24 protein-coding genes and 1 tRNA gene are annotated in these 25832 nt (G+C 70.9%); 21 read left to right on the forward strand and 4 right to left on the reverse strand.

Annotated elements, in window-relative coordinates:
* The first annotated feature begins 23 nt into the window (after positions 1-23).
* A complete protein-coding gene (locus PIR02_12985; protein WZH35685.1) occupies positions 24-1250 on the forward strand; it encodes a DUF2510 domain-containing protein in 1227 nt (408 codons plus the stop codon).
* Positions 1251-1411: 161 nt separating this feature from the next.
* Positions 1412-2077 carry a peroxiredoxin-like family protein gene (locus PIR02_12990; protein ID WZH35686.1) on the forward strand — a complete coding sequence of 222 codons (666 nt, stop codon included), beginning with the start codon at positions 1412-1414 and terminating at the stop codon, positions 2075-2077.
* 7 nt (positions 2078-2084) lie between these two features.
* Here PIR02_12990 and coaBC read toward each other — a convergent pair whose 3' ends face one another.
* Complete coding sequence (coaBC, locus tag PIR02_12995) at positions 2085-3287, reverse strand: bifunctional phosphopantothenoylcysteine decarboxylase/phosphopantothenate--cysteine ligase CoaBC (GenBank protein ID WZH35687.1); 1203 nt, start codon at positions 3285-3287, stop codon at positions 2085-2087.
* Positions 3288-3406: 119 nt separating this feature from the next.
* Between coaBC and PIR02_13000 the strand changes: the two genes are divergently transcribed.
* Together PIR02_13000 and PIR02_13005 are read left to right on the forward strand one after the other, a co-directional pair.
* Positions 3407-4141, forward strand: a complete 735-nt coding sequence (locus tag PIR02_13000; GenBank protein WZH35688.1) for an NRDE family protein — start codon at positions 3407-3409, stop codon at positions 4139-4141.
* A 14-nt stretch (positions 4142-4155) separates the two neighbouring features.
* Positions 4156-4228 (forward strand) — tRNA-Arg (locus PIR02_13005).
* Between the two features lie 22 nt (positions 4229-4250).
* On the opposite strand, the gene PIR02_13010 is transcribed toward PIR02_13005, so the two are convergent.
* Positions 4251-4997 (reverse strand): SDR family NAD(P)-dependent oxidoreductase, encoded by a 747-nt coding sequence (locus tag PIR02_13010; GenBank protein ID WZH35689.1) that lies wholly within the window; start codon positions 4995-4997, stop codon positions 4251-4253.
* Positions 4994-5713, reverse strand: coding sequence for a FadR/GntR family transcriptional regulator (locus tag PIR02_13015; protein ID WZH35690.1), 720 nt, complete (start codon positions 5711-5713; stop codon positions 4994-4996). Before PIR02_13015 ends, PIR02_13010 begins: the two co-directional genes overlap by 4 nt.
* Positions 5714-5900: 187 nt before the next feature.
* Here PIR02_13015 and PIR02_13020 point away from each other — a divergent pair, with 187 nt between their 5' ends.
* The 9 genes from PIR02_13020 to PIR02_13060 all read left to right on the forward strand — a co-directional run bounded on the left by PIR02_13020 (position 5901) and on the right by PIR02_13060 (position 17179).
* Positions 5901-6965, forward strand: a complete 1065-nt coding sequence (locus tag PIR02_13020; protein ID WZH35691.1) for a sugar ABC transporter substrate-binding protein — start codon at positions 5901-5903, stop codon at positions 6963-6965.
* Between the two features lie 32 nt (positions 6966-6997).
* Positions 6998-8119: an ABC transporter permease gene (locus PIR02_13025; protein WZH35692.1), complete on the forward strand. Its 1122-nt coding sequence runs from the start codon at positions 6998-7000 to the stop codon at positions 8117-8119.
* Positions 8116-9648, forward strand: a complete 1533-nt coding sequence (locus PIR02_13030; GenBank protein ID WZH35693.1) for a sugar ABC transporter ATP-binding protein — start codon at positions 8116-8118, stop codon at positions 9646-9648. The genes PIR02_13025 and PIR02_13030 overlap by 4 nt, the downstream gene beginning before the upstream one ends.
* Entirely contained in the window at positions 9645-10631 is a 987-nt protein-coding gene (locus PIR02_13035; protein ID WZH35694.1) for an ABC transporter permease, read from the forward strand. Before PIR02_13030 ends, PIR02_13035 begins: the two co-directional genes overlap by 4 nt.
* Entirely contained in the window at positions 10628-11995 is a 1368-nt protein-coding gene (locus tag PIR02_13040; protein WZH35695.1) for a four-carbon acid sugar kinase family protein, read from the forward strand. The genes PIR02_13035 and PIR02_13040 overlap by 4 nt, the downstream gene beginning before the upstream one ends.
* 28 nt (positions 11996-12023) lie before the next feature.
* Entirely contained in the window at positions 12024-12857 is an 834-nt protein-coding gene (locus tag PIR02_13045) for a phosphogluconate dehydrogenase C-terminal domain-containing protein (GenBank protein ID WZH35696.1), read from the forward strand.
* Between the two features lie 17 nt (positions 12858-12874).
* Complete coding sequence (locus PIR02_13050) at positions 12875-14626, forward strand: hypothetical protein (GenBank protein ID WZH35697.1); 1752 nt, start codon at positions 12875-12877, stop codon at positions 14624-14626.
* A complete protein-coding gene (locus PIR02_13055; GenBank protein WZH35698.1) occupies positions 14623-15879 on the forward strand; it encodes a ribulose-bisphosphate carboxylase large subunit family protein in 1257 nt (418 codons plus the stop codon). The genes PIR02_13050 and PIR02_13055 overlap by 4 nt, the downstream gene beginning before the upstream one ends.
* A gap of 73 nt (positions 15880-15952) precedes the next feature.
* Complete coding sequence (locus tag PIR02_13060) at positions 15953-17179, forward strand: LCP family protein (protein ID WZH35699.1); 1227 nt, start codon at positions 15953-15955, stop codon at positions 17177-17179.
* A 6-nt stretch (positions 17180-17185) separates the two neighbouring features.
* Here PIR02_13060 and PIR02_13065 read toward each other — a convergent pair whose 3' ends face one another.
* Positions 17186-18151 (reverse strand): NAD(P)-dependent oxidoreductase, encoded by a 966-nt coding sequence (locus PIR02_13065; GenBank protein ID WZH35700.1) that lies wholly within the window; start codon positions 18149-18151, stop codon positions 17186-17188.
* 154 nt (positions 18152-18305) lie between these two features.
* On the opposite strand from PIR02_13065, the gene PIR02_13070 reads away from it, so the two are divergent.
* The 8 genes from PIR02_13070 (at position 18306) to paaF (ending at position 25666) form a co-directional block, all read left to right on the forward strand.
* Positions 18306-18434: a hypothetical protein gene (locus PIR02_13070; protein ID WZH35701.1), complete on the forward strand. Its 129-nt coding sequence runs from the start codon at positions 18306-18308 to the stop codon at positions 18432-18434.
* Between the two features lie 22 nt (positions 18435-18456).
* A complete protein-coding gene (locus PIR02_13075; GenBank protein ID WZH35702.1) occupies positions 18457-18705 on the forward strand; it encodes a hypothetical protein in 249 nt (82 codons plus the stop codon).
* A gap of 286 nt (positions 18706-18991) precedes the next feature.
* Positions 18992-20182: an acetyl-CoA C-acyltransferase gene (locus PIR02_13080; GenBank protein WZH35703.1), complete on the forward strand. Its 1191-nt coding sequence runs from the start codon at positions 18992-18994 to the stop codon at positions 20180-20182.
* Complete coding sequence (locus tag PIR02_13085; protein ID WZH35704.1) at positions 20175-20912, forward strand: enoyl-CoA hydratase/isomerase family protein; 738 nt, start codon at positions 20175-20177, stop codon at positions 20910-20912. Before PIR02_13080 ends, PIR02_13085 begins: the two co-directional genes overlap by 8 nt.
* Positions 20909-21802, forward strand: a complete 894-nt coding sequence (locus tag PIR02_13090; protein ID WZH35705.1) for a 3-hydroxyacyl-CoA dehydrogenase family protein — start codon at positions 20909-20911, stop codon at positions 21800-21802. The genes PIR02_13085 and PIR02_13090 overlap by 4 nt, the downstream gene beginning before the upstream one ends.
* On the forward strand, positions 21802-23853 hold the full coding sequence (gene paaZ, locus PIR02_13095; protein WZH35706.1) for a phenylacetic acid degradation bifunctional protein PaaZ: 2052 nt from the start codon (positions 21802-21804) through the stop codon (positions 23851-23853). The genes PIR02_13090 and paaZ overlap by 1 nt, the downstream gene beginning before the upstream one ends.
* An 11-nt stretch (positions 23854-23864) precedes the next feature.
* Complete coding sequence (gene paaI / locus PIR02_13100) at positions 23865-24359, forward strand: hydroxyphenylacetyl-CoA thioesterase PaaI (protein ID WZH39001.1); 495 nt, start codon at positions 23865-23867, stop codon at positions 24357-24359.
* 2 nt (positions 24360-24361) lie between these two features.
* Positions 24362-25666, forward strand: a complete 1305-nt coding sequence (paaF, locus tag PIR02_13105) for a phenylacetate--CoA ligase (GenBank protein ID WZH39002.1) — start codon at positions 24362-24364, stop codon at positions 25664-25666.
* The last annotated feature ends 166 nt before the right edge of the window (positions 25667-25832 follow it).

Here is a 25832-nt window from a genome sequence, read left to right on the forward strand (position 1 = left end):
ACGATTCAACGAGGGGGATCACCATGACCGACACTCCGACTCCGCCGGAAGGCTGGTATCCCGACCCCGCCGGAAGCGGCGGCACCCGCCGCTGGGACGGGACCGCGTGGACGGACGACGTGCGATCGGCCGGGCTGGAGCAGGCGGATGCCGCGACCGCCGACGCCGGTTCCGCCCCGGGTGAGCGCGAGGCCTCGGCGGGCGAGCGCTCGGCTGAAACCGCCTCGCGGAGCGACACCGCGGCGGATGTTCCCGCCGTGGAGGTTCCCGCGGTGGCGGAATCGGATGTCGCGTCGGCAGTGACTGCCGGGTCGGAGACACCGGCTGCTTCCGCGCCCACGGCGCCTTCTGCGCCGGCAGCACCCGTCGCGCCCACCGCCGATGCTTCCGCCGCGTCCAGCGCGCACACGACCGACGCCGTTGCGTCCCGCGAGCCCGGCGAATCCGCGTCGCCCGCCGCGCCGGCCGCGCCTGCGGTGCCGCCCGCCCCGGCAGCACCCGTCGCCGGACCGGCGGCACCCCCTGCCGCCGCCCCCGGGTATCCGGCCGCCCCCGCGGCACCGACGGGGGCGCCCGCGTACTCCAGTGCCCCGGGCTACGCCGCGGCCGTCACCGCCACGGGCTACGCCGCGGCCGCCGGGGCTGCGCCCGGCCACCCTGGCGCCCCCGGAACCGTTGCCCCCGGGGGAACACCCGGCTACCCCGTCGCCCCGACGGGTGCCGCGACGCCGGCCCGACCCGAGGCGTCCACCGACACGATCTGGGTGTGGCTGATCGTCGCCCTGCCGCTGGTGCAACTGATCGCGTTGTTCCTGTTCGACTGGCGTTCCCTCATCGAACAGAGCATCTACACGGCCATGCTCTCCGAGCAGGGCTCGTACTCGTCGTCGGTCATGAACTTCTCCCTGGAAACGACCTTCCTCGGACTGGGCGCCAGCCTTCTCGGGCTGCTCATCGGCGGCCTGAGCGTGCTCTTCGCGTTCCTCGACTGGCGCCAGCTGCGGGCCCGTGGCATCCAGAAGCCTTTCCACTGGGCATGGGCCTTCTTCGTCTTCGTGGTCACCGCGGGTGTCTACGTGATCGGCCGCGGCATCGTGCTGCGTCGTCAGACCGGCAAGGGCCTCGGCCCGGTCTGGGGCTTCATCGGCGTGACGGCCGTGTCGATCGTCATCACGACGATCTGGGCTGTCATCCTCCTGCGTGACGTCCTCTCGCTCATCCAGCAGATCGCCTATTACTACAGCTATTGAGTCTCAGGGCCGACGGCGGGGAAAACACCTCCCGCCGTCGGCTCGTGTGACGTGCGGTGACGCCGTGTCTCCGTGGGTGACGCCGACCGGCCCGGACCTCGCCCGCACACGTACGCTCCTGGAACCGGCGCTCGACGCCGATCCCGCCCGGGAGGCGACGCGTGTCCACCCCATCCATCGCTCAGCAGGTCGACGACTTCAACACGGGATTCGAAGCCCAGATCGGTGACCGGTTGTCTGCGGTCTTCGCGGGCGAGCAATCCGACCTGCGGGATGCGGGAGTGCCTTCCGCCGCTCGCGGGGTCGGTGATGCCGCCCCCGATGCCGAGCTGCTCACCGCGGACGGTGCGCCGGTCACATTCTCCGCCGCGCTCGACGGGACCGTGTCGGTCGTCGTGTTCTACCGCGGTGCCTGGTGCCCCTACTGCAACATCGCCTTGCGCTCCTATCAGGAGAACCTTGTTCCCGCCCTCGCGCAGCGAGGCGCGAAGCTCATCGCCATCTCGCCGCAGACCCCCGACGGCTCCGCGCAGAGCATCACCAACGGCGCGCTCGAGTTCACCGTGCTCTCCGATCCGACGAACGTGCTCGCCGAGCAGTTCGGCATCGTCACCGAGCCGAGCGCCGAAGCGCGAGCGGCGCACACCGAGCTCGGCTTCGACGTGGCGGACAGCAACGCCGACCAGACGGCGCGCATCCCGTTCCCCTCGGTCTACGTCATCGATGCGGCCGGGATCGTGCGCTTCGCCGACGTCCACGTCGACTACACGACGCGCACCGAGGTGGACGAGATCGTCGCCGCGGTCGATCGCCTGCGGAGCGAGTGACGACGCCTCAGGTCCGGCGCGCGGCGAGAACGGCGTCGAGGAGCGCGTGCGCCGTCTCGTCCTTCGATCCGGATGCCGTCGCGACGACCTCCCCGTCGCGCCCGACGATCATCAGTGCGTTGTCGGTCGACTCGAAGCCCCGCGTCCACCCCACGGCGTTCGCGGCGAGGAGATCCACGCCCTTGCGGGCAGCCTTCGTGCGAGCACGCTCGAGGAGCTCATCGTCGTCGCGGACCGTCTCGGCGGCGAAGGCGACGATCGTCTGCCCGCCGCGACGCGACGCGACGAGACCGGCGACGATGTCGCGGTTCTCCACGAGTTCGAGCGTCAGGCCGCCGGGGGTCTCCTGCTTGCGGAGCTTGTGCTCCGACACCGACGCCACGGAGTAGTCCGCCACCGCTGCGGCCATGATGACGACATCGGCGTCGGGGGCCGTGGCATCCATTGCCCTGCCGAGTTCGTCGGCGGTGCTGACGGCGATGACCTCGACGCGCGGATCGGGATGGACGTCGGCGTCGAGGTGGGCGGCGACGAGCGTCACGTCGGCTCCGCGGTCGGCGGCGGCACGCGCGATCGCGACGCCCTGGCGCCCGCTCGAGCGGTTGCCGAGGAAACGGACGGGATCGATCGGCTCCCGTGTCCCCCCGGCGCTGACGACGATGGACACCCCGTCGAGATCGCGGGGGCGTTCGACGAGGGCGAGGGCGGCCGCCACGATCTCCTCGGGCTCGGACATCCGGCCCGGCCCGGAATCTCCGCCCGTGAGCGCTCCGTCGGCAGGACCCACGACGTGGACGCCGCGTGCCCGCAGCACCTCCATGTTGTGCGTCGTCGCGGGGTGCCGCCACATCTCGGTGTGCATCGCGGGCGCCACGACGACCGGAGCGGTCGTTGCGAGCAGCGTCGTACCGAGGAGGTCGGATGCGAGGCCCGCGGTCATCGCGGCGAGGGTGTTCGCGGTGGCGGGGGCGACGATCACGAGATCGGCCGACTGCCCGAGGGCGACGTGGCGGACGCGGGCCACATCGTCGTGAACGGACGTCGTGACCGGATTGCGGCTGATCGCCTCCCACGTGGGCGATCCGACGAAGCGCAGCGCGTCGTCGGTGGGGATGACGTGGACGTCGTGCCCGGCCTTCACGAGAAGCCGCACGAGACCCACGGTCTTGTACGCGGCGATTCCTCCGGTGACTCCGACGACGATGAACATCGCCCCAGTCTTTCAGGTGGGGGTCGCTGGCGGCGGCACGGCGCCGCCGTGGCGGATGTGCGGAACGGCAGGGGGAGGCGCGCGGCCGACACTGTGGCGGCGCGGGTAGCGTGGGACGGGTGTGCACCGTCGTCATCGATGTCCCCGCCGAGCCGGGTGACCCGGTGCGTCTCCTCGCCGTCCGCGACGAGGACCGGGAGCGGCCCTGGCGAGGGCTCGGACCGTGGTGGCCCGATCGCCCCGACGTCCTGGGCGTTCGAGATGACCGCGCCGGGGGCGCGTGGCTCGCGATCGATCCCGTCCGGAGCCGGCTCGCCGTCCTGCTCAACCGAGAGGACCTGTCCACGCGCGGTGACGACGAGGTCGTCAGCCGCGGCGCCATCGCCCTCGACGCGTTGGGCGACGGCATCCCTGACATGCCCCCCACCCGCGGCTTCAACCTCGTCGAGGTGGATGCCACGGGCGCCCACCTCGTCGAATGGGACGGACTTCGCTCGCGCCGGACACGTCTCGGTCCCGGCACCCACATGATCGCGCACCACGCCGTCGACGATCCGAGCACTCCGCGCATCGCCCGCTGGCTCGAGGAGTTCCGGCGGGCGGGAATCCAGACGGGTGCCGCATGGTGGGAGCCGTGGATGCGGGTCGTGCAGGAGTCGACCTCCGATCCCGGCTCGTCGGTCCTACGTCGGGACGCTCACGACGATCTCGTGCTGGAGTCGCTCCTCGTGTGCGCGGCGAGCATCGGGGCCGACGGGGTCGAGGTGCGCGAAGCGGCGCTGGCCGAACCCGGGCGGTGGGACCCCGAGCTTCCCGCTCGGCTCCTCGCGGGCGACCCCACGACACGGCGGTAGGCTGGTGGCATCCCGCCTCCGTAGCTCAGGGGATAGAGCGCCGCACTCCTAACGCGGGCGTCGCAGGTTCGAATCCTGTCGGGGGCACACCATCACCCGTGAATCGCGGTCACAGGGTCGTCATGCCTCCGTCGACGAAGTACGTGCTGCCGGTGGCGAAGGAGGCCTCGTCGGACGCGAGGTACACCATCATCCCGGCGACGTCGTCGGGCGTCCCGGCGCGACCGAGGGGCACGCGCGAGACGATGTCGGCGCGCGAGGCGGCGTCGTCGGCCAGAGCGGAGACCAGAGGCGTGGTCGTGAATCCCGGGACGACGCTGTTGACGCGGATGCCGGCCGAGGCGTAGGCCGCGGCGACCGTTCGCACGAGGCCCATCCCGCCCGCCTTCGTCGTCGAGTACGCGGTGTACGGCGCCCCCTCGCCGGTGAGGGCGGTCGGGCTGCCCGTGACGAGGATGGCTCCGCCCGCGGGCAGCATGGCGCGTACCGCGTGCTTGACGGTGAGGAACGTTCCGGTGAGGTTGATGTCGACGGTGCGCTGCCAGACGGCGAGGTCGAGATCGGCGATCGGAGCGTCCGCGCCGAAGAGCTGCACACCCGCGTTGGCGACCACGACGTCGAGCCGACCGGCCGCGGCGAGCACGGCGGAATAGGCGGAGGCGACCGAGTCTTCGTCGGTGATGTCGGCGACGAGGGGGTGAGCGAGCACTCCGAGAGCCGCGGCGAGCCGATCTCCGTCACGGTCGAGGCCGAACACCCGCGCCCCTTCGCGGGCGAAGCGCAGCGCCGTGGCGAGACCGATCCCGGAGGCGGCACCGGTGACCAGCGCCACCTTGCCGGCGAGCCGGTCGTTCACGACGACGCCTCGGCGCCGGCGTCGTAGAACCGTTCCGACCCGTCGAGGTGGTGTCGCATCGCCCGGCGCGCGGCCTCGGCATCTCGCGCTCGTACCGCGTCGAGGATGGCCGCGTGCTCGTCGAGGGCCACGGGCAGACGCCCCTCCACCGACAGGCTCGTCGAACGGATCGCCTTCATCGTGGCGTTGATGGACTCGATCAGCGTCAGCATGAGCGCGTTGTGGGTGGACCGCGCGAGGAGGCGGTGGAACTCGGCGTCGTGTGTGGCCGCGGTCTCGGGATCGCGGGCAGCCGCCATCCGCTCGTGCGCGGCCGTGATCGCGGCGATGTCGTCGTCAGTGGCGCGGCTGCAGGCGAGCTCGACGAGTCTCGTCTCGAGCGTCTCTCGAACCTCGGCGATGTGCTCGGGGCGCAGCAGATCTTGCGACTGTGCGCCGCGGAGATACACCTCGAGCGCTTCGGTCACGCGGCTTGCCGACACCGTCGCGATCTGCGTTCCTCGACCTTCGGAGACCTCCAGCACTCCCTTGGCGTAGAGGGTTCGGATCGCTTCCCTGATGACGGTCCGTGACACGCCGAAGCGCTCGCTCATGTCGCGTTCGCTGGGTAACCGCTCTCCCGCGCGGAAGCGGCCCGAGGCGATCGCCTCCTGCAGTTCGTCCGACACGCGGGTCGCCAGTGACGGCTGGCGGGTCAGAGGTCCGAAGTCACTCATCAGTCTCGCTTTCGCTCAGGTCCATCATCGACGACGGCCCGTGTCCACGCTAGCAGTGTCTTTGGTATACCAAAGCCCAAAACGTGCATTGTCTTTCTACTAAGCTTGCAATTGGTGACTTACGCGGATACGTTTCGGTAGACCAAAGGCAACAGTGGTTTGCCGCATTCCGAGTCAAGGAGGCCTCGTGATCCGTTATCGAACCTGGGGAGCTGCCACCGCAGCCCTCGCCCTGCTCACCGCATTGACCGCCTGTGGCACCACCGGGGGGAGCGCGGGGAGCACGACCGCCGTCGACGAAGACATCAGCGTCGAGGTCGGAGCCGACCTGAGCGGCAAGCGCATCTGCTTCGGCTTCTCCGGGAGCGAGACCGAGTTCTGGGCGGCGGGTATCAAATCCATCGGCGATTCCCTCACCGCCGCCAACGCCACCGTGATCGAGCACAACTCGAACGAGGACCCGAACCGCCAGCTCGAGCAGGTGCGCGACTGCATCACGCAGGGCGTCGACGGCATCATCGTGATTCCCGAAGACGGGTCGAGCGCGAACACGATCATCAAGGAGGCGAACGACGCCGACATCCCGATCGGCATCTTCAACCGGCCGCCGGCGTCCGAAGACGGCGCGGCCATCATCTCCGTCGCCGACAACCGCGACGTCGCCGCGCAGACCGTGCAGTACCTCGCGGACGAGGCCACGAAGCTGGGACGCAAGGTGCAGCCCCTGATCATGGTCGGCAACCTCAGCGATCAGAACGCCGTCCAACGCCGGAACGGGTTCATGGACGTCATCGAGGCCAACCCCGACCTGTTCCTCGCCCCGATCGAAGTGCAGACGAACTGGGATGCCGCGACCGGTCAGGCGAACCTCCAGGCGGCGATGCAGGCGAACCCGAACGTCGACGTGCTGTTCACCTCGAGCGACTTCCTCTTCCCGCAGATCCAGGCGGTGCTCGAACCGCTCGGCAAGTGGAAGCCGGTGGGCCAAGAGGGACACGTCATCATGGGCGGCCTCGACGGTGACAACCGCGCCTGCGGCCTGATCGAGACCGGGTACGTCGATGCGACCGGCGTCCAGGACCTCTTCTCGGAAGCCTCGGCCCTGCTCGACGCTCTCGGTACGGCGATCGAGAACGGCGAGACCGATCCTGACGACACCATCGTCGACCCCGGCTTCGCCCTCACCGCGAGCAACTTCGCCGACCGCTCGCAGGACATGTGGGGTTGCGTCATCACCCCGCCCGCCAGCTGACCCCCACCCCTCTCAGGAAGGAGCGCTCGCTCGTGCCGACCACCACCCCCGCCCCGGCCGCCTCGACGACCTCGTCGTCGAACGGCTCGGCACCGCCGCCACGGTATCGGGCGCTCCTTCAGCGGCGCCTCCGCCGACTCCTCCTCGGGGAGGGGTTCGTCGCGATCCTCATCGTCGTCTTCGTGCTCGCGATGGCCCCTTTCGCTCGCGGGTTGCTGTCCGAGCGCAACATGCTCAACGTTCTGTCCAACTTCTGGCCGCTCGCCATCATCGTCATCGGGCAGACCTTCGTGCTCGTGCTGGCCGGCATCGACCTCGCCCAGACCGCGATCATCAACCTCACCAACACGGTGGGTGCGCTGCTGGTCGCCCGGGCTCTCGAACCGACCCTGTTCCAGAACTCCGCACTGTGGAACACCGTCATCGGACCCCAGGGCGGCCCGCTCGGCGGGGGCTGGCCCGGCATCCTGCTCGCGCTCCTCATCGTCGTGCTCATCGGGGCGCTGCTGGGCACGCTCAACGGCCTCGCCATCGCGCGGCTGAAGATGCCCCCGTTCATGGTGACCCTCGGCACGATGCTGCTGTTCAGCGCGGTCGCCGTGTGGCTCACCCGCAGCGAGAACGTCACGAACCTCCCCGACGACTACGTCGCGATCGGTCAGGCGCAGGTGTGGGGAGCGCTCACCGTCCCGGCCATCATCGCGGTGGTGCTCGGCGTCGTCGCCCACTACCTGCTGGGGCGCACGCCCTTCGGCGGGTGGCTGTACGCCGCGGGGACCAACCGGGAGGCGGCGATCATCTCCGGCGTCCCGTACAAGCGGGTGGTCGTCACCGCGTACGCCTTGTCGGGGGTGTTCGCGACCGTCGGCGGTCTGCTCTATTCGGCCCGGCTGGAGGCCGGTCGCCCGACGCTGGCCGACGACCTGCTCCTCGACGTCATCGGCGCGGCCGTCATCGGCGGCGTGTCGATCTTCGGCGGCAAAGGCTCGGTGCTCGGGGCTGCTCTCGGGGCGTTGTTCTTCGTCGTCCTGTCGAACAGCCTGAACCTGCTGAACCTCCCGTTCACCGTGGTCTTCATCGTGAAGGGCCTGGTCATCGTGGCGGCCGCTCTGCTCGACGTCGCTCGGACCCGTCTCCTGGGAGGTAGGCGATGACCACCCCGCGTCTGCTCGTCGACGCCGTCTCGCACAGCTTCTACGGAGTGCCCGTCAACAAGGGGATCTCGCTCGAGATCGCCCCCGGTGAAGTGCTCGGCCTCGTCGGCGAGAACGGCGCTGGTAAGAGCACGCTCATGAACATCGTCGGCGGCGTGTTCCGCCCCGACGAGGGGGCGCTCTTCATCGACGGTGTAGCGTACGAGCCGCACAGCCCGGCCGAGGCTCGTCGTTCCGGCATCGCCCACGTGCACCAGGAGCTCAACCTGTTCGCCCCGTTGACGGTGGCCGACAACATGTTCCTGACCGATTCGCCCCGGCGCTTCGGTGTCTTCACCGACCGTCGCGCGGCTCGTGTCCGCGCTGCGGAGGCCCTGGCACTGATGGATCTGCCGTTCTCGCCGTCGACCCTCGTGGAGGACCTCAGCCCGGGGCAGCGGCAGATGCTCGAGATCGCCAAGGCCGCCGTCGGGTCTCCGGGGCTCGTGATCCTGGATGAGCCCACGACGTCGCTGACCTCCCGCGAGACCGCGCGGCTGTTCGAGCTCATCGGCTCCCTCACCGCGGCAGGGACCTCGATCATCTACGTCTCGCACATCCTCGAAGACATCGCTCGCCTCTCCGACCGCATCGCCATCATGCGTGACGGCGCGCTCGTCGACGTCCGGCCTCAGGCCGAACTGCCGGTGAGCGAGGTGATCACTCTCATGGTGGGCCGCACCCTCGACGACCGGTTCCCGCAGCGTGCGGGAACGGCGACCGCAACGCCCGTCCTGGAGGTGCGCGACCTCTCGACGAAGGGGGTCGTGGATGCCATCGACCTCACCGTCCACGAGGGCGAGGTCGTGGGCCTGTTCGGCCTCATGGGCGCCGGACGTACCGAACTGGCGCGGATGATCTACGGGCTCGACCCGACCGATCGCGGGTCGGTGCTCGTGGACGGCGAGGATCTGTCGCCGCACTCCACCCGCGGACGCATCGCGCGGGGACTGGCCTTCGTGACCGAGGACCGTCGCGGCGAGGGGCTGCTGATGGACTCCTCGGTCCTCACGAACGCGGCGCTGCCGTCGCTGACCCGCTGGGCCGGGGGAGCGCTCGGTCCGGTGCGTCGCCGCGCGGTCGCCCACGACGTCGCCGAGGTGACCGAGAGCCTGCGCCTGAAGTCGTCCGACCTCGACCGTGCACCGGTGCGCTCCCTCTCGGGCGGCAACCAGCAGAAGGTCGTGATCGCGAAGTGGTTGCTGACCACTCCGCGCGTCTTCATCCTCGATGAACCCACGCGAGGCGTCGACGTCGGAGCGCAGTACGAGGTCTACCGCACCACGCTCGAGCTCGCGGATGCCGGGACCGCCGTCCTGGTCATCTCGTCCGAGCTCCCCGAACTGATCGGCATCTGCGATCGCATCCTCGTCATGCGGATGGGGCAGCTCGTGGGCTCCTTCGCCCGGCGGGACTTCGACGCGCGCCGCATCCTCGGCGCCGCTTTCGGCGAGACCGCCGCTTCTTCGACCGAGGAGGTCACGCGATGACCCAGAGACTGCGCCAGCTCGCTCTGGCGAACGTGCCGATCATCCTGCTCATCGTGGTGTTCGTGATCTTCTCCCTGTGGGACCCGCGGTTTTTCGACGTGCAGACGCTCGCCAACGTGGCGCGCAGCACGGCCTACATCGGCATCGTCGCGGTCGGAATGACGCTGGTGCTGATGACGGCGGGCATCGACCTGTCGGTGGGGTCGATGCTGTACCTCACCGCGGTGATCGTGGGCCAGGTCATCAATGCCGCCGCGTTGCCCGTCTTCGTCGTCCCGCTGATCGCGATCGGTGTCGGCGTGGTGCTCGGAGCGGTGAACGGGTTCGCGATCTCCTTCCTCCGGCTCGTGCCGTTCATCGTCACGCTCGCGATGCTCACGGTGTTCCGGGGTGCGGGTCTCGGGCTGTCGCAGTCGCGCGAGGTCAACTATCCCGACGTCATCACCCAGCTCGGGGCGCAGCCGCTCCTCGGCATCCCGCTGCCCGTGTGGGTCTTCGCCCTCGTCGTCCTCGTCGCGCACCTCGTCGTCACGCGGACGCCGTTCGGACGTCAGCTCCTCGCGACGGGCGAGGACCGGGCGGCGGCCGAGCGGGCCGGCATCCCGGTCCGTCGTGTGCTCTTCACCGTCTACGTCATCGCGGGTGCGCTGACCGGGCTCGCGGCCTTCGTCGCGATGACCCAGTTGCGCACCGCCGCGCCGGGCTTCGGCTCCGGTGACGAGTTCGACGCGATCGCGGCGGCGGTCCTCGGGGGAACGAGCCTCTTCGGCGGCCGCGGCTCGGTGTTCCCCGGGACGGTGGTGGGCGCTCTGCTGATCCAGCTCATCCAGACGGGCCTGCAGTTCCTCCAGGTCGACCTGTACGTGACGCCGATGATCCAAGCGGGCATCATCCTGCTCGCCGTCTTCATCGACGCCGCGCGCACCGGCCGGCTCGAGAAACTGACGCGGCGGGTCGTCATGTCGGAGAGGACGGAGGGATGACCCGGCCGCAGCCGCCCGCGGAGGGCCTGGTCGTCACGTTCTACGGCGACGACTTCACCGGCTCGACCGACGTCATGGAAACCCTGGAAGACCTGGGGCTCCCGACGCTGCTGTTCCTCGACCCGCCGACGCCCGCGGAGGTCGCCGCCCACGAGGGGATCCGCGCGGTCGGCGTCGCCGGGGTGGGGCGGACCCTGTCACCGGACGAGATGGATGCCGAGCTCCCGCCCGTCCTCGAGGCGCTCTCGCGCCTGGGCGCCCCGCTGCTGCATTACAAGATGTGCTCCACGTTCGACTCGGCGCCGGACATCGGCAGCATCGGCCGGGCGACCGAGATCCTCCGCGCCGCGGTCGGGTCGGACGACGCCGTGCCTCTCGTCGTGGGCGTTCCGCAGCTGGGACGCTGGACGGCGTTCGGCACACTCTTCGCGACGTTCGAAGGTGCGGTGTACCGCCTCGACCGGCACCCGGCGATGACCGTTCACCCCATCACGCCGATGACCGAAGCAGACCTCCGCGTCCACCTCGGAGCGCAGACCGCGCTGCCGATCGCGCTCGTCGACGTCGCGGCCCTCGACGGCTCCGACGACGAGGTGGAGGAGCGCGTCGATGCGGTCCTCCGCGACGAAGCCGGAGTCGTGCTGCTCGACGTCGATGGCGCGGGGACGCAGCGTCAGGCGGGTCTCGCCCTCGACCGGGTGATCGTCCGCGCCGCCGCGAGCGGCACGACCGCCGCGGTCGTCGGTTCCTCCGGGGTGGAGTACGCGCTCGGCGCCGCCTGGGGCCGGCGGGGCCTCGCGCCCGCGGGCGCGGTCCGTGCACCCGGCTCGACGCTCGTCGTCTCCGGCTCGCGCTCTCCGGCGACGCAGCGACAGGCGGAGGTGGCGCTCGCGGCGGGCTTCGAGCGCGTCGATCTCGACCCTGTCGCCGTCACCGACCCGGAGACGGGGGAGCGAGCCCGCGTCGACGTCGCCGCGCGCGCGGCGCGCGCGATCACCGAGCGCGAGCGCGTCCTCGTGTTCGCGCCGCCGCCCGCTCCCGGCGCACCGCGTGTTGCGGGCGGAGACCTGTCCCTCGCCCTGGCCGACGTCACCCGTCGCGTTCTCGCGCGGGCCGAGGTCTCACGTCTCGTCGTCGCGGGTGGCGACACCTCCGGTCACGTGGCGCGGGGACTCGGCATCCGGGCCCTCCGCATGATCCGGCGCCTCGCACCCGGGTCGCCCCTGTGCTCCGTCGTGAGCGACGACCCTCGCATCGACGGGCTCGAGGTGTGCCTCAAGGGTGGGGGCGTGGGAGGCCCCCACTACTTCGTCCAGCTCGCCGAGCTGGGAACCGGCGCTCTCGTCGCGGACGCTCCGCGGTGACGCGAACGAACCACCAGAAAGGGAAACAATGACCACGATCGCCCTCGTCGGCGCCGGAGGGAAGATGGGCTCCCGGCTCACCGACAACCTCCTCTCCACCGACTACGACCTCCTCTTCGTCGAGCCCAGCGAGGCCGGTATCGCGCGACTGGCCGAGCGCGGCGCGACGCCGACGAGCCTGGCGGATGCCGTCTCGGCCGCCGATGTCGTGATCCTCGCGGTGCCCGACAACCGCATCGGCGTCGTGGCCGAGCAGGCCGTGCCGTTGATGAAGACCGGGGCGACCCTCATCGTCCTCGACGCGGCAGCTCCGTACGCGGGTCACCTGCCCGAGCGTGACGACGTCAGTTTCGTCGCCTGCCACCCGTGCCACCCCTCGGTGTTCAACAACTCCGAGACCGACCCGGTCGCCCAGACCGACTACTTCGGGGGCGTCGCCGCCCGCCAGGACGTCGTCATCGCGCTCATCTCGGGAGACGAGGCCGACTACGACCGGGCCGAGCAGGTCGTGCGCGCCTTCTTCGCCCCGGTGCTGACGGCGCATCGCATCACCGTGGAGAACATGGTCCTCCTCGAGCCGGTGCTGGCCGAGACCACCGCGGCGACGTGCGTGACGATCATCAAGGAGGCGATGGACGAGGCCGTCCGCCGGGGCGTTCCCGCGGAGGCGGCGCGCGCCTTCATCCTCGGCCACGTCAACGTCGAGCTGGCCATCGTGTTCGGGGAGATCGGGTCGCCGTTCTCCGACGGGGCCCTCAAGGCCATCGCCACGGCCAAGGACATCCTGTTCAAGGACGACTGGAAGCGCGTGTTCGACGACGAGATCATCGCGGCCAGCGTCGACGAGATCGTCAACCACTGACGGCGGGGGCGGGACGGATGACGCGGACGACGACGGAACGCTTCTCGGTGGGGGGCTGGGAGTTCGACCTCGCCCCGACGGGCGATCTCGGCCACGTGGCCTACGCGGGGACGGAAGTCGCGCGCGGCATCCAGTTCGTCGTCCGCGACGACGCCTGGGGGACCGTCGTCGGCAACCGTGAGGTGCGCGTCACCCGCCGTGCCGACGAGGAGGTGGTCGTGGAGATGCGGTCGCGTCACGACTTTCCGAGGGGAGCTGTCGAGGCGACGACGCGCATCCGCGTCGGCGGGGATCGCCTGCGATACTCCGCCGACGCTGCCATCGAGGGAACCGTGGAGACGAATCGCATCGGTCTGGTGGTGCTGCACCCGTTGACGCAGTCCGGCGCGGAGGTCGATCTGACGCACGCCGACGGAACCCGCTCCCGCTCCCGCTTTCCGGTGGACGTCTCGCCCCATCAACCGTGGTCGGCGATCACGGGTCTCGCCGTCGACGTCGCCGAGGCGCGTCGGCTGCACATCGCTCTCGAGGGTGACGTCTTCGAGACCGAGGACCAGCGCAACTGGTCGGACGCGTCGTTCAAGACCTACAGTCGCCCCCTCGCCCTGCCCTACCCGTACCGACTCGAGGCGGGGGACGGGGTGCGTCAGGCGGTCGACCTGCGGGTGACCGGGGAGCGTCCCGCCGAGTCCGTCGCCTCGGAAGACGGCCCCCGAGATGACTTCGCTCTCGAGCTCGATCGTTCGTCGCTGCGTCCCCGCCCGGATCTGGGGGTGCAGATCGGACCCCCGGATGCCGCGCTCGGCGGCGACGACGTCCGCACCCGCGCCGCGCTGCTGCACGCGGACCACGCGCGCGTCGACGTGGTCTGCGAGGGCGGCGGCGTGCGAGGTCTCGACGTGCTGGACGCGTGCGACGACGTCCCGCTGGAACTCGCGCTGCACCTGGGTTCCGACCCCGACCCCGGTCTCGGTGTGATCCGGGAGTGCCTCGGGCGGCGAGGTGCGGCTCTGCGCGCGGTGCTGGTCTTCGCTGTCGACGTTCCGGTGACGGCGGCGGGCTCCGCCGCCCGCGTTCGTCGCGCGTTCGGCGATGACCTCGGCACCGCGGCGGTCATCGTCGGCACCGACGACAACCTCGCCGAGTTCACCCGCGGTGCGCCCGACCCGGAAGGGGCCGACGAGGTGACCTTCAGCCTCACGCCGCAGGTGCACGACGGCTTCGAGCGGTCGATCATCGAGACGACCGAGGCGCTGCCCACCATGCTGCGCACCGCTCGGCGTCTCGGCGGGGGACGGCCGGTGGGCATCGGCGCCCTCACCCTCCGGCCCCGGCGATCGCTCTACCGGCAGGGGCGGCGCATCGATCGCCTCGGCCGCGACCCCGAGTCGGTCGACCCGCGCCAGCACGACGACTTCGCCGCCGCGTGGCTGCTCGCCACCCTGGCGGCGCTGATCGCCGAGGGGGTGTCCCGGGTGACCGCGCTCGAGCTGAGCGGTCCCCGCGGAGCGACGGATGCCACGACCGGCCGCCTCACCCCGTCGGGCGAGGTATGGGCCGCGGTCGCCGGCTCGGCGACCGTCGGCGCACCGATCCTGGACCTGCGCGCAGGGCTCGTGGCCCTTCCCCTCGAGACCGGCACGCTCATCGGCGACCTCTCGGGCTGCTCGCGCCGCGGTGCGGTCGACGGCATCGACGTCGCCCTCTCTCCCTACGCGGTGCGCGTCATCGCGTCCGCGCCCTCACCCGATTCGAAAGCATCCTCATGACCTCCGACCGCATCCACGCCCACTACGTCATCGAGACCTCGATCGGCCTCGATCGCGCCGCCGCGGCCATGGCGGGCGAGCAGTCCACCGGCACGTTCATCGCGCTCCCGGGGGAGACGCCCGAGCTGCATCGCCGGCACGCGGCGCGCGTCGAGAGGGTCACGCTCACGAGTGAGGGCGGGGAGCCGTCCCTGTCGGGGTCTCGAGGGGCCGGTCCCGTGCAACGTGGGGAGGTCGAGCTGTCCTTCCCCCTCGAGAACGTCGGCACCGCCCTTCCCAATCTCTTGGCCACCGTGGCGGGAAACCTCTTCGAACTTCAGCAGCTCTCCGGCATCCGGCTCGTCGATCTCGACCTTCCTCCCGCGTTCGGTGCGGCGCACCCCGGTCCGCAGTTCGGCGTGGACGGCACGCGGGAGATCGCCGATGTGCGCACCGGCCCCATCATCGGCACGATCATCAAGCCGAGCGTCGGGCTGACCCCCGAACAGACGGGCGCGCTGGCCGAAGACCTCGCGCGGGCGGGCCTGGACTTCATCAAGGACGACGAACTCATGGCGGACTCGCCGCACTCGCCGTTCGAGGATCGTCTCGACGCGGTGCTGCGTGGTCTCGACCGCGCGGCGGAGGTGACCGGCCGTCGACCGCTCTACGCGGTGAACCTCAGCGGCGATATCGACGAGATGCGCCGCCGTGCGGACCTCGTCGCCGAGCGCGGGGGCAACTGCCTCATGGTGAGCGTCAACGCTGTCGGCATCGCGGGGCTGCGCGACCTGCGGCTGCACAGCTCCCTGCCGATCCACGCGCACCGCAACGGCTGGGGAGCCATGACCCGTTTCCCCGTCCTCGGCTACTCGTATCGCGTCTGGCAGCAGCTGTGGCGCCTCGCGGGCGCCGACCACCTGCACGTCAACGGTCTGCGCAACAAGTTCTGGGAGCCCGACGACTCGGTCATCGCCTCGGCGCGCGCCGTCCTCGAGCCGATCAACGGCGGTCCCGCGGCGATGCCCGTGTTCTCCTCCGCGCAGTCGGCCGAGCAGGCGGCGGACACCTATGCGGCGGTCGGGACCGACGACCTCATGTACGTGTGCGGCGGGGGCATCATGGCGCACCCCGAGGGCCCTGCCGCGGGGGTGCGCAGTATCCGGCAGGCCTGGGATGCCGCGCTCGCGGGCATCGACCTCGACACCTACGCCGCCGACCACCCCGAGCTCGCCGCGGCGCTGCGCACCTTCCGCGGAGCGACGGGCGGCTGAGCCGCGCACGCGGGTACCCGCCGTCTCGCAGGCTCGTCTGGCACAATCAGCGGGCCGGTCATGAGGGGGACGAATGCGACGCGGAACATCTGTCATCGGGGCTCGACACGCGAAGTCGTCGCCCGCCGACGCCTGGAAACGCCTGCTCGCCGTGCTCGGCATCTCCGCCCTGGTGCTCGTCGCGAGCTCTGCCGGGGTCGGCGCGTTCATCGTCGGTCAGCTCGACGGACAACTCGCCGAGGAGTCCTTCGCCGCTCCTGACGGCGTGGAGCTGCCGCCCGACATCAGTGCGCTCAAAGGCGGTTTCAGCATGCTTCTCGTAGGCAGTGACCTCTGCGAGCCGGAGATCGCCGGGCAGTTCGGGGCCCGCTGCGAAGAAGACGACGGTGGCGAGCGCAACGACGTCACGATGCTGGTCCACGTCTCCGACGCTCCGCGCCGCGCGACGGTCATCAGTTTCCCGCGCGACATGATCGTGCCCGTCCCCGCGTGCCCCCGCGAAGACGGCAGCGGCGACTATCCGGAGATGTCGGGTCAGCCCCTCAACGCCACCATGGGCTACGGCGGGATGCCGTGCACCTGGCTGACGATCCAGGAGCTGACCGGCATCCCGATCCAGTTCGCCGCGAAGATCACCTGGGGCGGCGTCATCGAGATGTCGAACGCGATCGGCGGCGTCGACGTCTGTGTCGCCGGCGACGGCATCGACGACCCCGACTCGGGGCTCACGCTCGAGCCCGGCCAACACACGCTGCAGGGGGCCCAGGCACTGGCTTTCCTGCGCGTGCGGTACGGCATCGGTGACGGTTCCGACCTCGGCCGCATCAGCAACCAGCAGCAGTTCATGACCTCGCTCGTGCGCAAGGTACGAAGCGAGGGCGTCCTGTCCGACCCGGCCGCGATGCTCCGCCTCGCCTACGCGGCGACGGATGCCGTCGCCCCCTCGGAATCCCTGCGCCAGCCGTTGACGATGGTGCAGCTCGCCATGGCGCTGAAGGACATCCCCTTCGCCGACATCGTCTTCGTGCAGTACCCGACGTTCTATGACTCCGCCAACCCCAACAAAGTCGATCCCGACACCGACTCGGCGACCGCCCTCGTCGCCGCCGTGATGGCGAACCAGCCTCTCAACGTCACGGGCAAGCCCTCCGGGGGGAATGGTGTCGAGGTCGTGGAGACCGCCCCGACGCCTGACCCGAGCGCGACCTCCACCGGGACTCCCGAGGTGCGCGTGGATCTTCCCGAGAACGTGACGGGGACCAACGCCGATCAGCAGACGTGCACGGTCGGCCTCGGCTGACGTCGCTTACCGCGTGTCGCGGAACCGCCGGTACGCCTCGGCGTAATGCGCGAGTCCGTCACCCAGGGTGGCGAAGGCCGGCTCCACCCCGAGCTGCTCGCGCACGGGCGTCATGTCGACCACCCCGCGGTATCGACTCTCGACCCCCGCGGGATCCGCGTTCTCGTCGACCGCCCGCACGCGTGCTCGCGGGAAGGTCGCGCGAACGATGTCGAGGTACTCGGCCGGCGTGATGAGCGGCCGCCCGGTTCCGGCGAAGAACACGCGGTCGCTGTCCGCGGCGCACTCCGCGGCCGCTGCGAAGATCGCGGCGACGTCGTGGACCGGGGTGAAGTCTCGCGGCGGGCCGCTCGTGGAGATGTCGACCTCGCGTCCGTCACTGATGCCTTCGACCACCGGTTTGACGCCGATCGGCCACTGCATGCCGAAGCCGTAGACCGCGCTCGGCCGAACGATGCGGACATCGAGCGGGAAGGCATCCGCATACCCGAGGGCGAGCATCTCCGACACGGCCTTCGAGACGCCGTAGAAACCGCCCGCGGGCCCCTCACGAGGGGTGACCAGGGGATGCGCGGCGTCGATCGGTTCGTATCTGATCGACGGCAGGACCGCGACGGTCGACGCGAGGACGAACCGCCCGACGCCGTAGCGCCGACACAGCTCGAGCAGCGCGAGGGTCGGCTCGACGTTCGCCTCGACCGCGCGGACGGGGTCGTCGCGGAGTCCGACCGGGTTGACGTACGCGTCGAGGTGGATGATCGTGTCCGGCCGCCGCTCCCGCACCAGCCTCTCGAGGGCTGCGGGGTCACCGGTGTCGATCCGTGCGAGGTCGGGGAGGTCGCCGCCGAGGATGAACCTCGCCTCGTCGCGCCAGTCGTAGCGGCTCACGGCGATCACCTCGTGGCCGCGGTCGCGCACGGCCCGCGCCGTGTAGGCGCCGATGAATCCGGTCGCTCCGGTGATGAGGATCATGGCCCCTCCTCGTCGAGTGTCCGACGCCGGGCGAGCTCCCCACGCGTGCTGTCCCAGGCTATCGGGGCGCGCTCGCTTGCGCGGTCGTCGTGGCACGGTTCGCGCGCTGCGCGGAGAACCGTGCGCCGGCTCGTCCCTCTGCCTCACTGACACCGTGACCAGCACTGTGAGGCCCCGTCGTCGCACCGTCGTCGGCGTCGGCGGCCTCGTCGTGGCGATCGTCGCGCTCTACGTCACGGTCGTCGTGCTGTACGCGCGGGAGCGAGGTCGTCTCGCGGGGTGATGACGATGTCCCGCCGGGCGCCGTGTCGTTGGTGCTCACCCCCGAGAAGATGGATGCCACCACCAACCGCCTCACCCTGTCGATGCTGCCCGGACAGACGGGACAGAACGACTACACGGACGGGATCGTGGTCGAGAAGCCGTTCGTCGTGCTGGTCTCGGCGATCGCGGGGTCGAAGGCCGTGGAGGACCAGGCGGACGCGCTCGTCGCCCCGACCGAGATCTCGCTCGTGATCTTCGTGATCGCCTGGTGGCGGCGCGGCCCCGCCTGAGCCCCCGCCCCGTCCCCTCCGTCCGCCCGCGCCCTCACCTCCCGCGAGATCACACGATCCGCGCGAGGTGACACGCTCGTGCACCGTCGTGACGTGTGCGCTCGACGGGATCGCGTGATTTCGGCAGCGGCATGCGCGCCAGCACCGGCCGCTGTCGGAGCCGGGGCCGCCGCGCCGCCTCGTTGCCTCCGGCGGCATCGTCTGACATGATTACTGAACGATCGGTCGGAAAACCTCGCGGGCGAGGGAGGCGACCCCGCCAGAGTCGGCGGGGGAGAGGATGGCGATGTCGGAGGCGTTTCTCATCGGCGGTGCGCGCACCCCGGTCGGCCGGTACGGCGGGGCTCTGGCATCCGTGCGTCCCGACGACCTCGCGGCCCTCGTCGTCGGCGAAGCCGTGGCCCGTGCGGGCGTTCCCGCCGAGGCGATCGACGACGTGATCCTCGGCGCGGCGAATCAGGCCGGCGAAGACAATCGCAACGTCGCTCGCATGGCCGTCCTCCTCGCCGGGCTGCCGGACGCCGTTCCGGGGCTGACGGTGAACCGACTCTGCGCCTCGGGCATGAGCGCGATCGCGCTCGCCGCCCAGGCCGTCCGCGCGGGAGATGCCGATGTCGTCGTGGCCGGGGGCGTCGAGTCGATGACGCGGGCCCCCTGGGTGCAGGCGAAGCCGGAACGCGCGTGGGCGAAGCCGGGGGCCGTGTTCGACACCTCGATCGGCTGGCGCCTCACCAACCCGCGCCTCGCCGCGCGCGACAAGGCCACCTACGCCATGCCCGAGACCGCCGAGGAGGTGGCCCGCGTCGACGGCGTCTCGCGCGCCGACGCCGATGCGTTCGCTCTGCGCAGCCACGAACACGCGGTCCGCGCTCAGGATGCCGGGCACTTCGCGCACGAGATCGTCGCCGTCGAGACCGCCCGGGGCGTCGTCGACACCGATGAGGGTCCGCGCCGCGACACCTCCCTCGACGCGCTGGCGCGGCTGCGGCCGGTCGTCGCGGGCGGGGCGGTGGTGACGGCGGGGAACTCCAGCTCGCTCAACGATGGAGCGTCCGCGATCGTCGTGGCCGGCGCGGCCGCCGTCGAGAGTTACGGTCTGCGTCCTCGCGCCCGAATCGTCGCGCACGCCTCCGCGGGCGTCGCGCCCGAGGTCATGGGGCTCGGACCCGTCCCCGCGACCGAGAAGGCACTCGCGAAGGCGGGGCTCTCGGCATCCGATCTCGGGGCCGTCGAGCTCAACGAGGCGTTCGCCTCGCAGTCGCTCGCGTGCATCCGCCGGCTCGGCCTCGACCCCGAGATCGTCAACGCCGACGGTGGGGCGATCGCGCTCGGGCACCCGCTCGGGTCCAGCGGCAGCCGTTTGCTCGTGACGCTGCTCGGACGCCTGGAGCGCGAAGACGCGCGGTACGGCCTCGCCACGATGTGCGTCGGCGTCGGCCAGGGCACCGCGATGATCGTGGAGCGGATCGATGGCTGACACCCTCCGCATCGAGACCCGCGACGACCGCGTCGTCGCCACCCTCGACCGACCCGAGCGGCGCAATGCGATCGATCAGTCCATGGTCGACGACCTCCACGCGCTCTGCGCAGAGCTCGAGGAGCGCCCGCGTGCCCTCATCGTCACCGGCACCGGGGGCATCTTCGCCGCCGGAGCCGACATCGCCCAGCTGCGCGAGCGCACCGGCGACGACGCCCGCCGCGGCATCAACGCCACCGTCTTCGACCGCATCCGCCACCTGCCGATGCCGGTCATCGCCGCCGTCGACGGGTACGCGCTCGGCGGGGGAGCCGAGCTCGCGTACGCCGCCGACATCCGGATCGGCACCCCGCGCGTGCGCTTCGGCAACCCCGAGCCGGGTCTCGGCATCATCGCCGCCGCGGGAGCGTCGTGGCGGCTGCCCGAGATCGTCGGCCACGCCCGCGCGAGCGAGCTGCTGCTCACCACGCGCGTGATCGACGCCGACGAGGCCCTGGCGTGGGGTCTGCTGTCGAGCATCCACGAGCCCGGCCATCTGCTCGACGCTGCGCACGCGATCGTCGATCGCGTCGCGGCGAACTCCCCGCGCGCGATCATCCTCACCAAGCGCGCTCTCCTCGCGCCTCGCGCGGAGCACCCCGCGATCGACGGGGAGCTCCAGGCCGAGCTGTTCGACAGCGCCGACAAGCACCAGCGGATGACCGCGTTCCTCGAGAGGAAGAAGAAGTGACCCTTCCCGACACCACGTCCGCGCCCGAGGCCACGTCGGCCGGGCCCGCGGCATCCCTCCCCGCGGCCGTCGGCGTGCTCGGCGGAGGCCGCATGGGTGCGGGGATCGCGCACGCGTTCCTGCTCGCCGGCGCCCGCGTACACGTCGTCGAGCGCGACGTCGAGGCCGCTGACGCCGCCCGTGACCGCGTCGAGACGGCTCTTGCCCGCTCCGCCGCCCGCGGGACGACGGTTCCGGATGCCGAGGCGCTGACGACGAGCGCCGACCTCGCCGCGTTCGCCGGCGCCGGCCTCGTGATCGAGGCCGTTCCCGAGGATCGCGCCCTCAAACTCGATGCCCTTGCCCGCATCGAGGGCGTCGTCGACGCGGGAGCGGTCGTGGCATCCAATACCTCCTCCATCTCGATCGATGCGCTCGCCGGGTCGCTCGCCCGGCCCGACAGGTTCCTCGGCCTGCACTTCTTCAACCCCGTGCCCGCCTCGGCGCTCGTCGAGGTCGTCACGGGAGCGGCCACCGCGCCGGAGGTCGTCAGCGCGGCCACGACCTGGGTCGAGGCCATCGGCAAGACCGCCGTCGTGGTGCGCGATGCGCCCGGCTTCGCGTCGAGCCGCCTCGGGGTCGCCCTCGGCCTCGAGGCGATCCGGATGGTCGAGGAGGGCGTCGCCTCGGCACGAGACATCGACACGGCGATGGAGCTGGGGTACCGGCATCCGATGGGCCCGCTCCGCACCACCGACATCGTCGGCCTCGACGTGCGCCTGGGCATCGCCGAAGAACTCGAGCGCGCGTTCGGCGCACGCTTCACCCCGCCCGCGCTGCTGCGAGAGCTCGTCGCAGAGGGCCACCTGGGCCGCAAGAGCGGCCGCGGATTCTACGAATGGAGCGAGTGATGACGTATCTCCCCAGCTACGTGAACGGCGCGTGGTGGACGCCGGCGGACGACCCCGACGCCGCGATCGTGCGCGATGCCTCCACGGGTGAGGAGATCGTGCGGGTCAGCACGAAGGGGCTCGACCTGGCGGGAGCCGTCGCCTACGCCCGCTCGACCGGCCAGAAGAGCCTCGGCGCCCTGACCTTCCACCAGCGCGCGATGGTGTTGAAGAGCCTTGCGATCACGCTGAACGAGCGTCGCGAAGAGCTCTACGCCCTGTCGGAGCGGTCCGGGTCGACGCGCCGTGACTCGCTCAGCGACATCGACGGCGGCATCGGCGTGCTGTTCACCTTCTCGTCGAAGGCGCGGCGCGAGCTGCCCGCCGGACAGGTCGTGCTCGACGGGCCCATCGAGCCGCTGTCCAAAGACGGATCGTTCCTCGGTCGTCACGTCTACACACGCCTTCCGGGCGTCGCGGTGCAGATCAACGCGTTCAATTTCCCGATGTGGGGAGCACTCGAGAAGTTCGCGCCCGCGTTCCTCGCGGGACTCCCCACGATCGTCAAGCCCGCGACCCCGACGGCGTATATCGCCGAAGCGTGGGTGCGGATCGTCGTCGAGACGGGGCTGCTCCCCGAGGGGTCGCTGCAGCTGGTGAGCGGAAGCGTCCCGGGCCTGTTCGACCTCCTCGACCTCGGCGACACCGTCGGTTTCACCGGCAGCGCGTCCACCGCCGAGCGCCTCCGTGCCCAGGCGAAGCCCGGAGTGCGCTTCACGAGCGAGACCGACTCGATCAACGCCTCGATCCTCGGCCCCGACGCGGCGCCTGGCACCCCCGAGTTCGACGCCTATGTCAAGCAACTGCTCGTCGAGCTCACGACCAAGGCGGGCCAGAAGTGCACCGCGATCCGCCGTGCGATCGTGCCGAGCGGGATGACGGATGCCGTGGCCCACGCGCTGCGGGAGAGGATCGCCGAGCGCGTCGTCATCGGCGACCCCGGCGCCGAGGGCGTGACGATGGGTCCGGTCGTCTCGATCGCGCAGCGCGACGAGGTGTTGCGTCAGGTGCGGGCGCTCCGCGATGCGGGCGGACGGTTCGTGGTCGGCTCGGACGAGGCACCGCAGGGGCTGCCCGAGGGCGGTGCGTTCCTGCAACCGATGGTCCTTTCCTTCGCGGATGCCACGACCACGGCCGTCAACGAGATCGAGGCCTTCGGACCCGTCGCGAGCATCGTCGAGTACGCCGACGTCGCGGACGCCGCGGCGATCGTTGGGCGCGGCGGCGGCTCGCTCGTCACCAGCGTCGCGACCCACGACCCCGACGTCGCGATCGAACTGCTGACCCGCATGGGCGCCATGAACGGTCGCGTGCTCTTCCTCGACCGCGACGACGCCCGCACCTCGACCGGTCACGGCGCCCCCGTGCCGCACCTCGTGCACGGCGGACCCGGCCGCGCGGGCGGCGGCGAGGAGCTCGGCGGCATCCGCTCGGTGCTCCACTCCATGCAGCGCACCGCGATCCAGGGCTCCCCGCGCATGCTGACCGCGCTGACCGGGGTCTGGCATCCGGGAGCCGAGACCGACACCGTCGGCACCCACCCGTTCCGCAAGCCGCTCTCGGACCTGCGGATCGGGGATGCCGTGGAGTCGGCCGAACGCGAGGTGACCCTCGACGACATCGAGGTGTTCGCGACTTTCACCGGCGACACGTTCTACGCCCACATGGACGAAGAGTCGGCGGCGGCCAACCCCTTCTTCCCGGGGCGCGTCGCGCACGGCTACCTGCTCGTGTCGTGGGCGGCGGGTCTGTTCGTGGATCCGGCGCCCGGCCCGGTGCTCGCGAACTCGGGCCTGGAGAACCTCCGCTTTCTCACCCCCGTCTCACCCGGCGACCGCATCCGCGTCGCGCTGACCGCGAAGCAGATCACCCCGCGCGAGACCGACGCCTACGGCGAGGTGCGGTGGGATGCCGTCATCCGCAACCAGGACGACGAGATCGTCGCGCAATACGACGTGCTCACGCTCGTCGCGAAGACCTGGACCCCAGCTCCCGTGGCGGTGCCCGCGTGACCCTCCGGCCCATGATGCGGAACGACCGGGCGTCGGCGATGCTCGGCATGGTCGTCGAGCACGACGCGCCGGGAGAATCGCGCGTGTCGATGACCGTGCGCGACGACATGCTGAACGGCTTCGCGATCACTCACGGCGGGCTCGTGTTCACCCTCGCCGACACCGCGTTCGCGATCGCCTGCAACGAGGACGAGCGCGTGACGGTCGCCGGCGGCGCCGACATCACGTTCCTGAAGTCCACGACGGCGGGGCAGACGCTCACGGCGACCGCCGCCCGCCGCGCGCGGAGCGGCCGCACGGGCCTGTATGACATCCGCGTGACGGACGAGACGGGCGACCTCGTCGCCGAGGTGCGCGGCCGCAGCATCACGACGGATCGGAGGCCGCCGGCGGCTGAGCCCCCCGCGCCGGTGGCTGAGCCCGTCGAAGCCTCCGGCCCCCGCCCCCCGCGCGACCTCGACCCCGAGCGCAGCGCCGCGCTCTCCACCACGGAGGTGTCTCGATGACCATGACCGTTTCCTCGCGCCCCGATCTGCGGGCATCCACCGATCCCACCGGCATCCCGCTCGAGCGCCTGCGCGCGCTGCAGCTCGAGCGCCTGCGCTGGACCGTGCGCCACGCGTACGAGAACGTCGCGCTGTACCGGCGGACCTTCGATGAGGCCGGGGTGCACCCCGACGACATCCGCAGCCTCGACGACATCCGCCTGCTGCCGTTCACGACCAAGGCCGACCTGCGCGAGACCTACCCCTTCGGCATGTTCGCGGTGCCGATGCCCGACGTCCGCCGCATCCACGCCTCGTCCGGCACGACCGGCCGCCCCACCGTCGTCGGCTACACCGCGGGCGACCTCGACCGCTGGGCCGACCTCGTGGCACGGTCGCTGAGCGCCGCAGGCATCCGCCCCGGTGATCGGGTGCACAACGCCTACGGCTACGGGCTGTTCACCGGCGGACTCGGCGCCCACGCGGGCATCGAGCGACTCGGCGCGACCGTCATCCCGATGTCGGGCGGCCAGACCGCGCGGCAAGCGCAGCTCATCCAGGACTTCGAACCGGATGCCATCCTCTGCACGCCGAGCTACCTCCTTACCATCGCCGACGCGCTCGAGGCGGCGGGCGTCGACCCGCGCTCGACGTCGCTCCGGGTCGCGGTCCTCGGAGCGGAGCCGTGGACCAACGAGATGCGCCGCGAGATCGAGCGTCGCCTCGACATCACCGCCGTCGACATCTACGGCTTGAGCGAAGTGATGGGCCCGGGGGTGGCATCCGAAAGCGCCCTGACGAAAGACGGACCGCACATCTGGGAAGACCACTTCCTTCCCGAGACGATCGACGGTGAAACCGGTCAGCAGGTCGCCGACGGCGAACTCGGCGAACTCGTCTTCACCTCTCTCACCAAGGAGGCGTTCCCCGTCATCCGCTACCGCACCCGCGACCTCACGCGTCTGCAGCCGGGCACGGCGTTCCCCGCGATGCGGCGCATCGAGAAGATCACCGGCCGCAACGACGACATGATCATCCTGCGCGGCGTCAATCTCTTCCCGACGCAGATCGAGGAGATCGTGCTCGGTATCGAGAAGCTCACGCCGCACTTCGTTCTCGAACTGCGTCGCGAGGGGCGCATGGATGCCATGACCGTGCGCATCGAGCGGCATCCCGCCCTGGAGCGCGAGGTCTGCGAGGCGGCCGGTGTCGTGCTGCAGCAGCGCATCAAGGTGCTCATCGGCACGAGTGTCGACGTGCGCGTCGAAGAGCCCGGGGTGCTGCCGCGCAGCGAGGGCAAGTACAAGCGCGTGTACGACCTGCGTTGACCTCGCGGCCCGGGCCGGTGCCGCGCGCGCCGCGCCCGCGCACGCCACGCCCGCGGGGCCGTGCCGTTCGCCGAGGACGTCCCCGTTCGCCGAGGACGTACCCGTTTCGCGTGGATCGAGTGCGGTCTCGACGAACCGATGCGTCCTCGCCGGCGATCGCGGGTCG

This window comes from Microbacterium enclense (assembly GCA_038182865.1).
In the GTDB taxonomy this organism is placed as follows: domain Bacteria; phylum Actinomycetota; class Actinomycetes; order Actinomycetales; family Microbacteriaceae; genus Microbacterium; species Microbacterium enclense_B.

Bases quoted from the DNA above. Each gene is read 5' to 3' on its own strand.
- PIR02_12985 (WZH35685.1), top strand. From the start codon at position 24: ATGACCGACACTCCGACTCCGCCGGAAGGCTGGTATCCCGACCCCGCC.
- coaBC (WZH35687.1), bottom strand. From the start codon at position 3,287: ATGTTCATCGTCGTCGGAGTCACCGGAGGAATCGCCGCGTACAAGACC.
- PIR02_13015 (WZH35690.1), bottom strand. From the start codon at position 5,713: ATGAGTGACTTCGGACCTCTGACCCGCCAGCCGTCACTGGCGACCCGC.
- PIR02_13030 (WZH35693.1), top strand. From the start codon at position 8,116: ATGACCACCCCGCGTCTGCTCGTCGACGCCGTCTCGCACAGCTTCTAC.
- PIR02_13035 (WZH35694.1), top strand. From the start codon at position 9,645: ATGACCCAGAGACTGCGCCAGCTCGCTCTGGCGAACGTGCCGATCATC.
- PIR02_13040 (WZH35695.1), top strand. From the start codon at position 10,628: ATGACCCGGCCGCAGCCGCCCGCGGAGGGCCTGGTCGTCACGTTCTAC.
- PIR02_13045 (WZH35696.1), top strand. From the start codon at position 12,024: ATGACCACGATCGCCCTCGTCGGCGCCGGAGGGAAGATGGGCTCCCGG.
- PIR02_13050 (WZH35697.1), top strand. From the start codon at position 12,875: ATGACGCGGACGACGACGGAACGCTTCTCGGTGGGGGGCTGGGAGTTC.
- PIR02_13055 (WZH35698.1), top strand. From the start codon at position 14,623: ATGACCTCCGACCGCATCCACGCCCACTACGTCATCGAGACCTCGATC.
- PIR02_13060 (WZH35699.1), top strand. From the start codon at position 15,953: ATGCGACGCGGAACATCTGTCATCGGGGCTCGACACGCGAAGTCGTCG.
- PIR02_13065 (WZH35700.1), bottom strand. From the start codon at position 18,151: ATGATCCTCATCACCGGAGCGACCGGATTCATCGGCGCCTACACGGCG.
- PIR02_13080 (WZH35703.1), top strand. From the start codon at position 18,992: ATGTCGGAGGCGTTTCTCATCGGCGGTGCGCGCACCCCGGTCGGCCGG.
- PIR02_13085 (WZH35704.1), top strand. From the start codon at position 20,175: ATGGCTGACACCCTCCGCATCGAGACCCGCGACGACCGCGTCGTCGCC.
- paaZ (WZH35706.1), top strand. From the start codon at position 21,802: ATGACGTATCTCCCCAGCTACGTGAACGGCGCGTGGTGGACGCCGGCG.
- paaI (WZH39001.1), top strand. From the start codon at position 23,865: ATGATGCGGAACGACCGGGCGTCGGCGATGCTCGGCATGGTCGTCGAG.
- paaF (WZH39002.1), top strand. From the start codon at position 24,362: ATGACCGTTTCCTCGCGCCCCGATCTGCGGGCATCCACCGATCCCACC.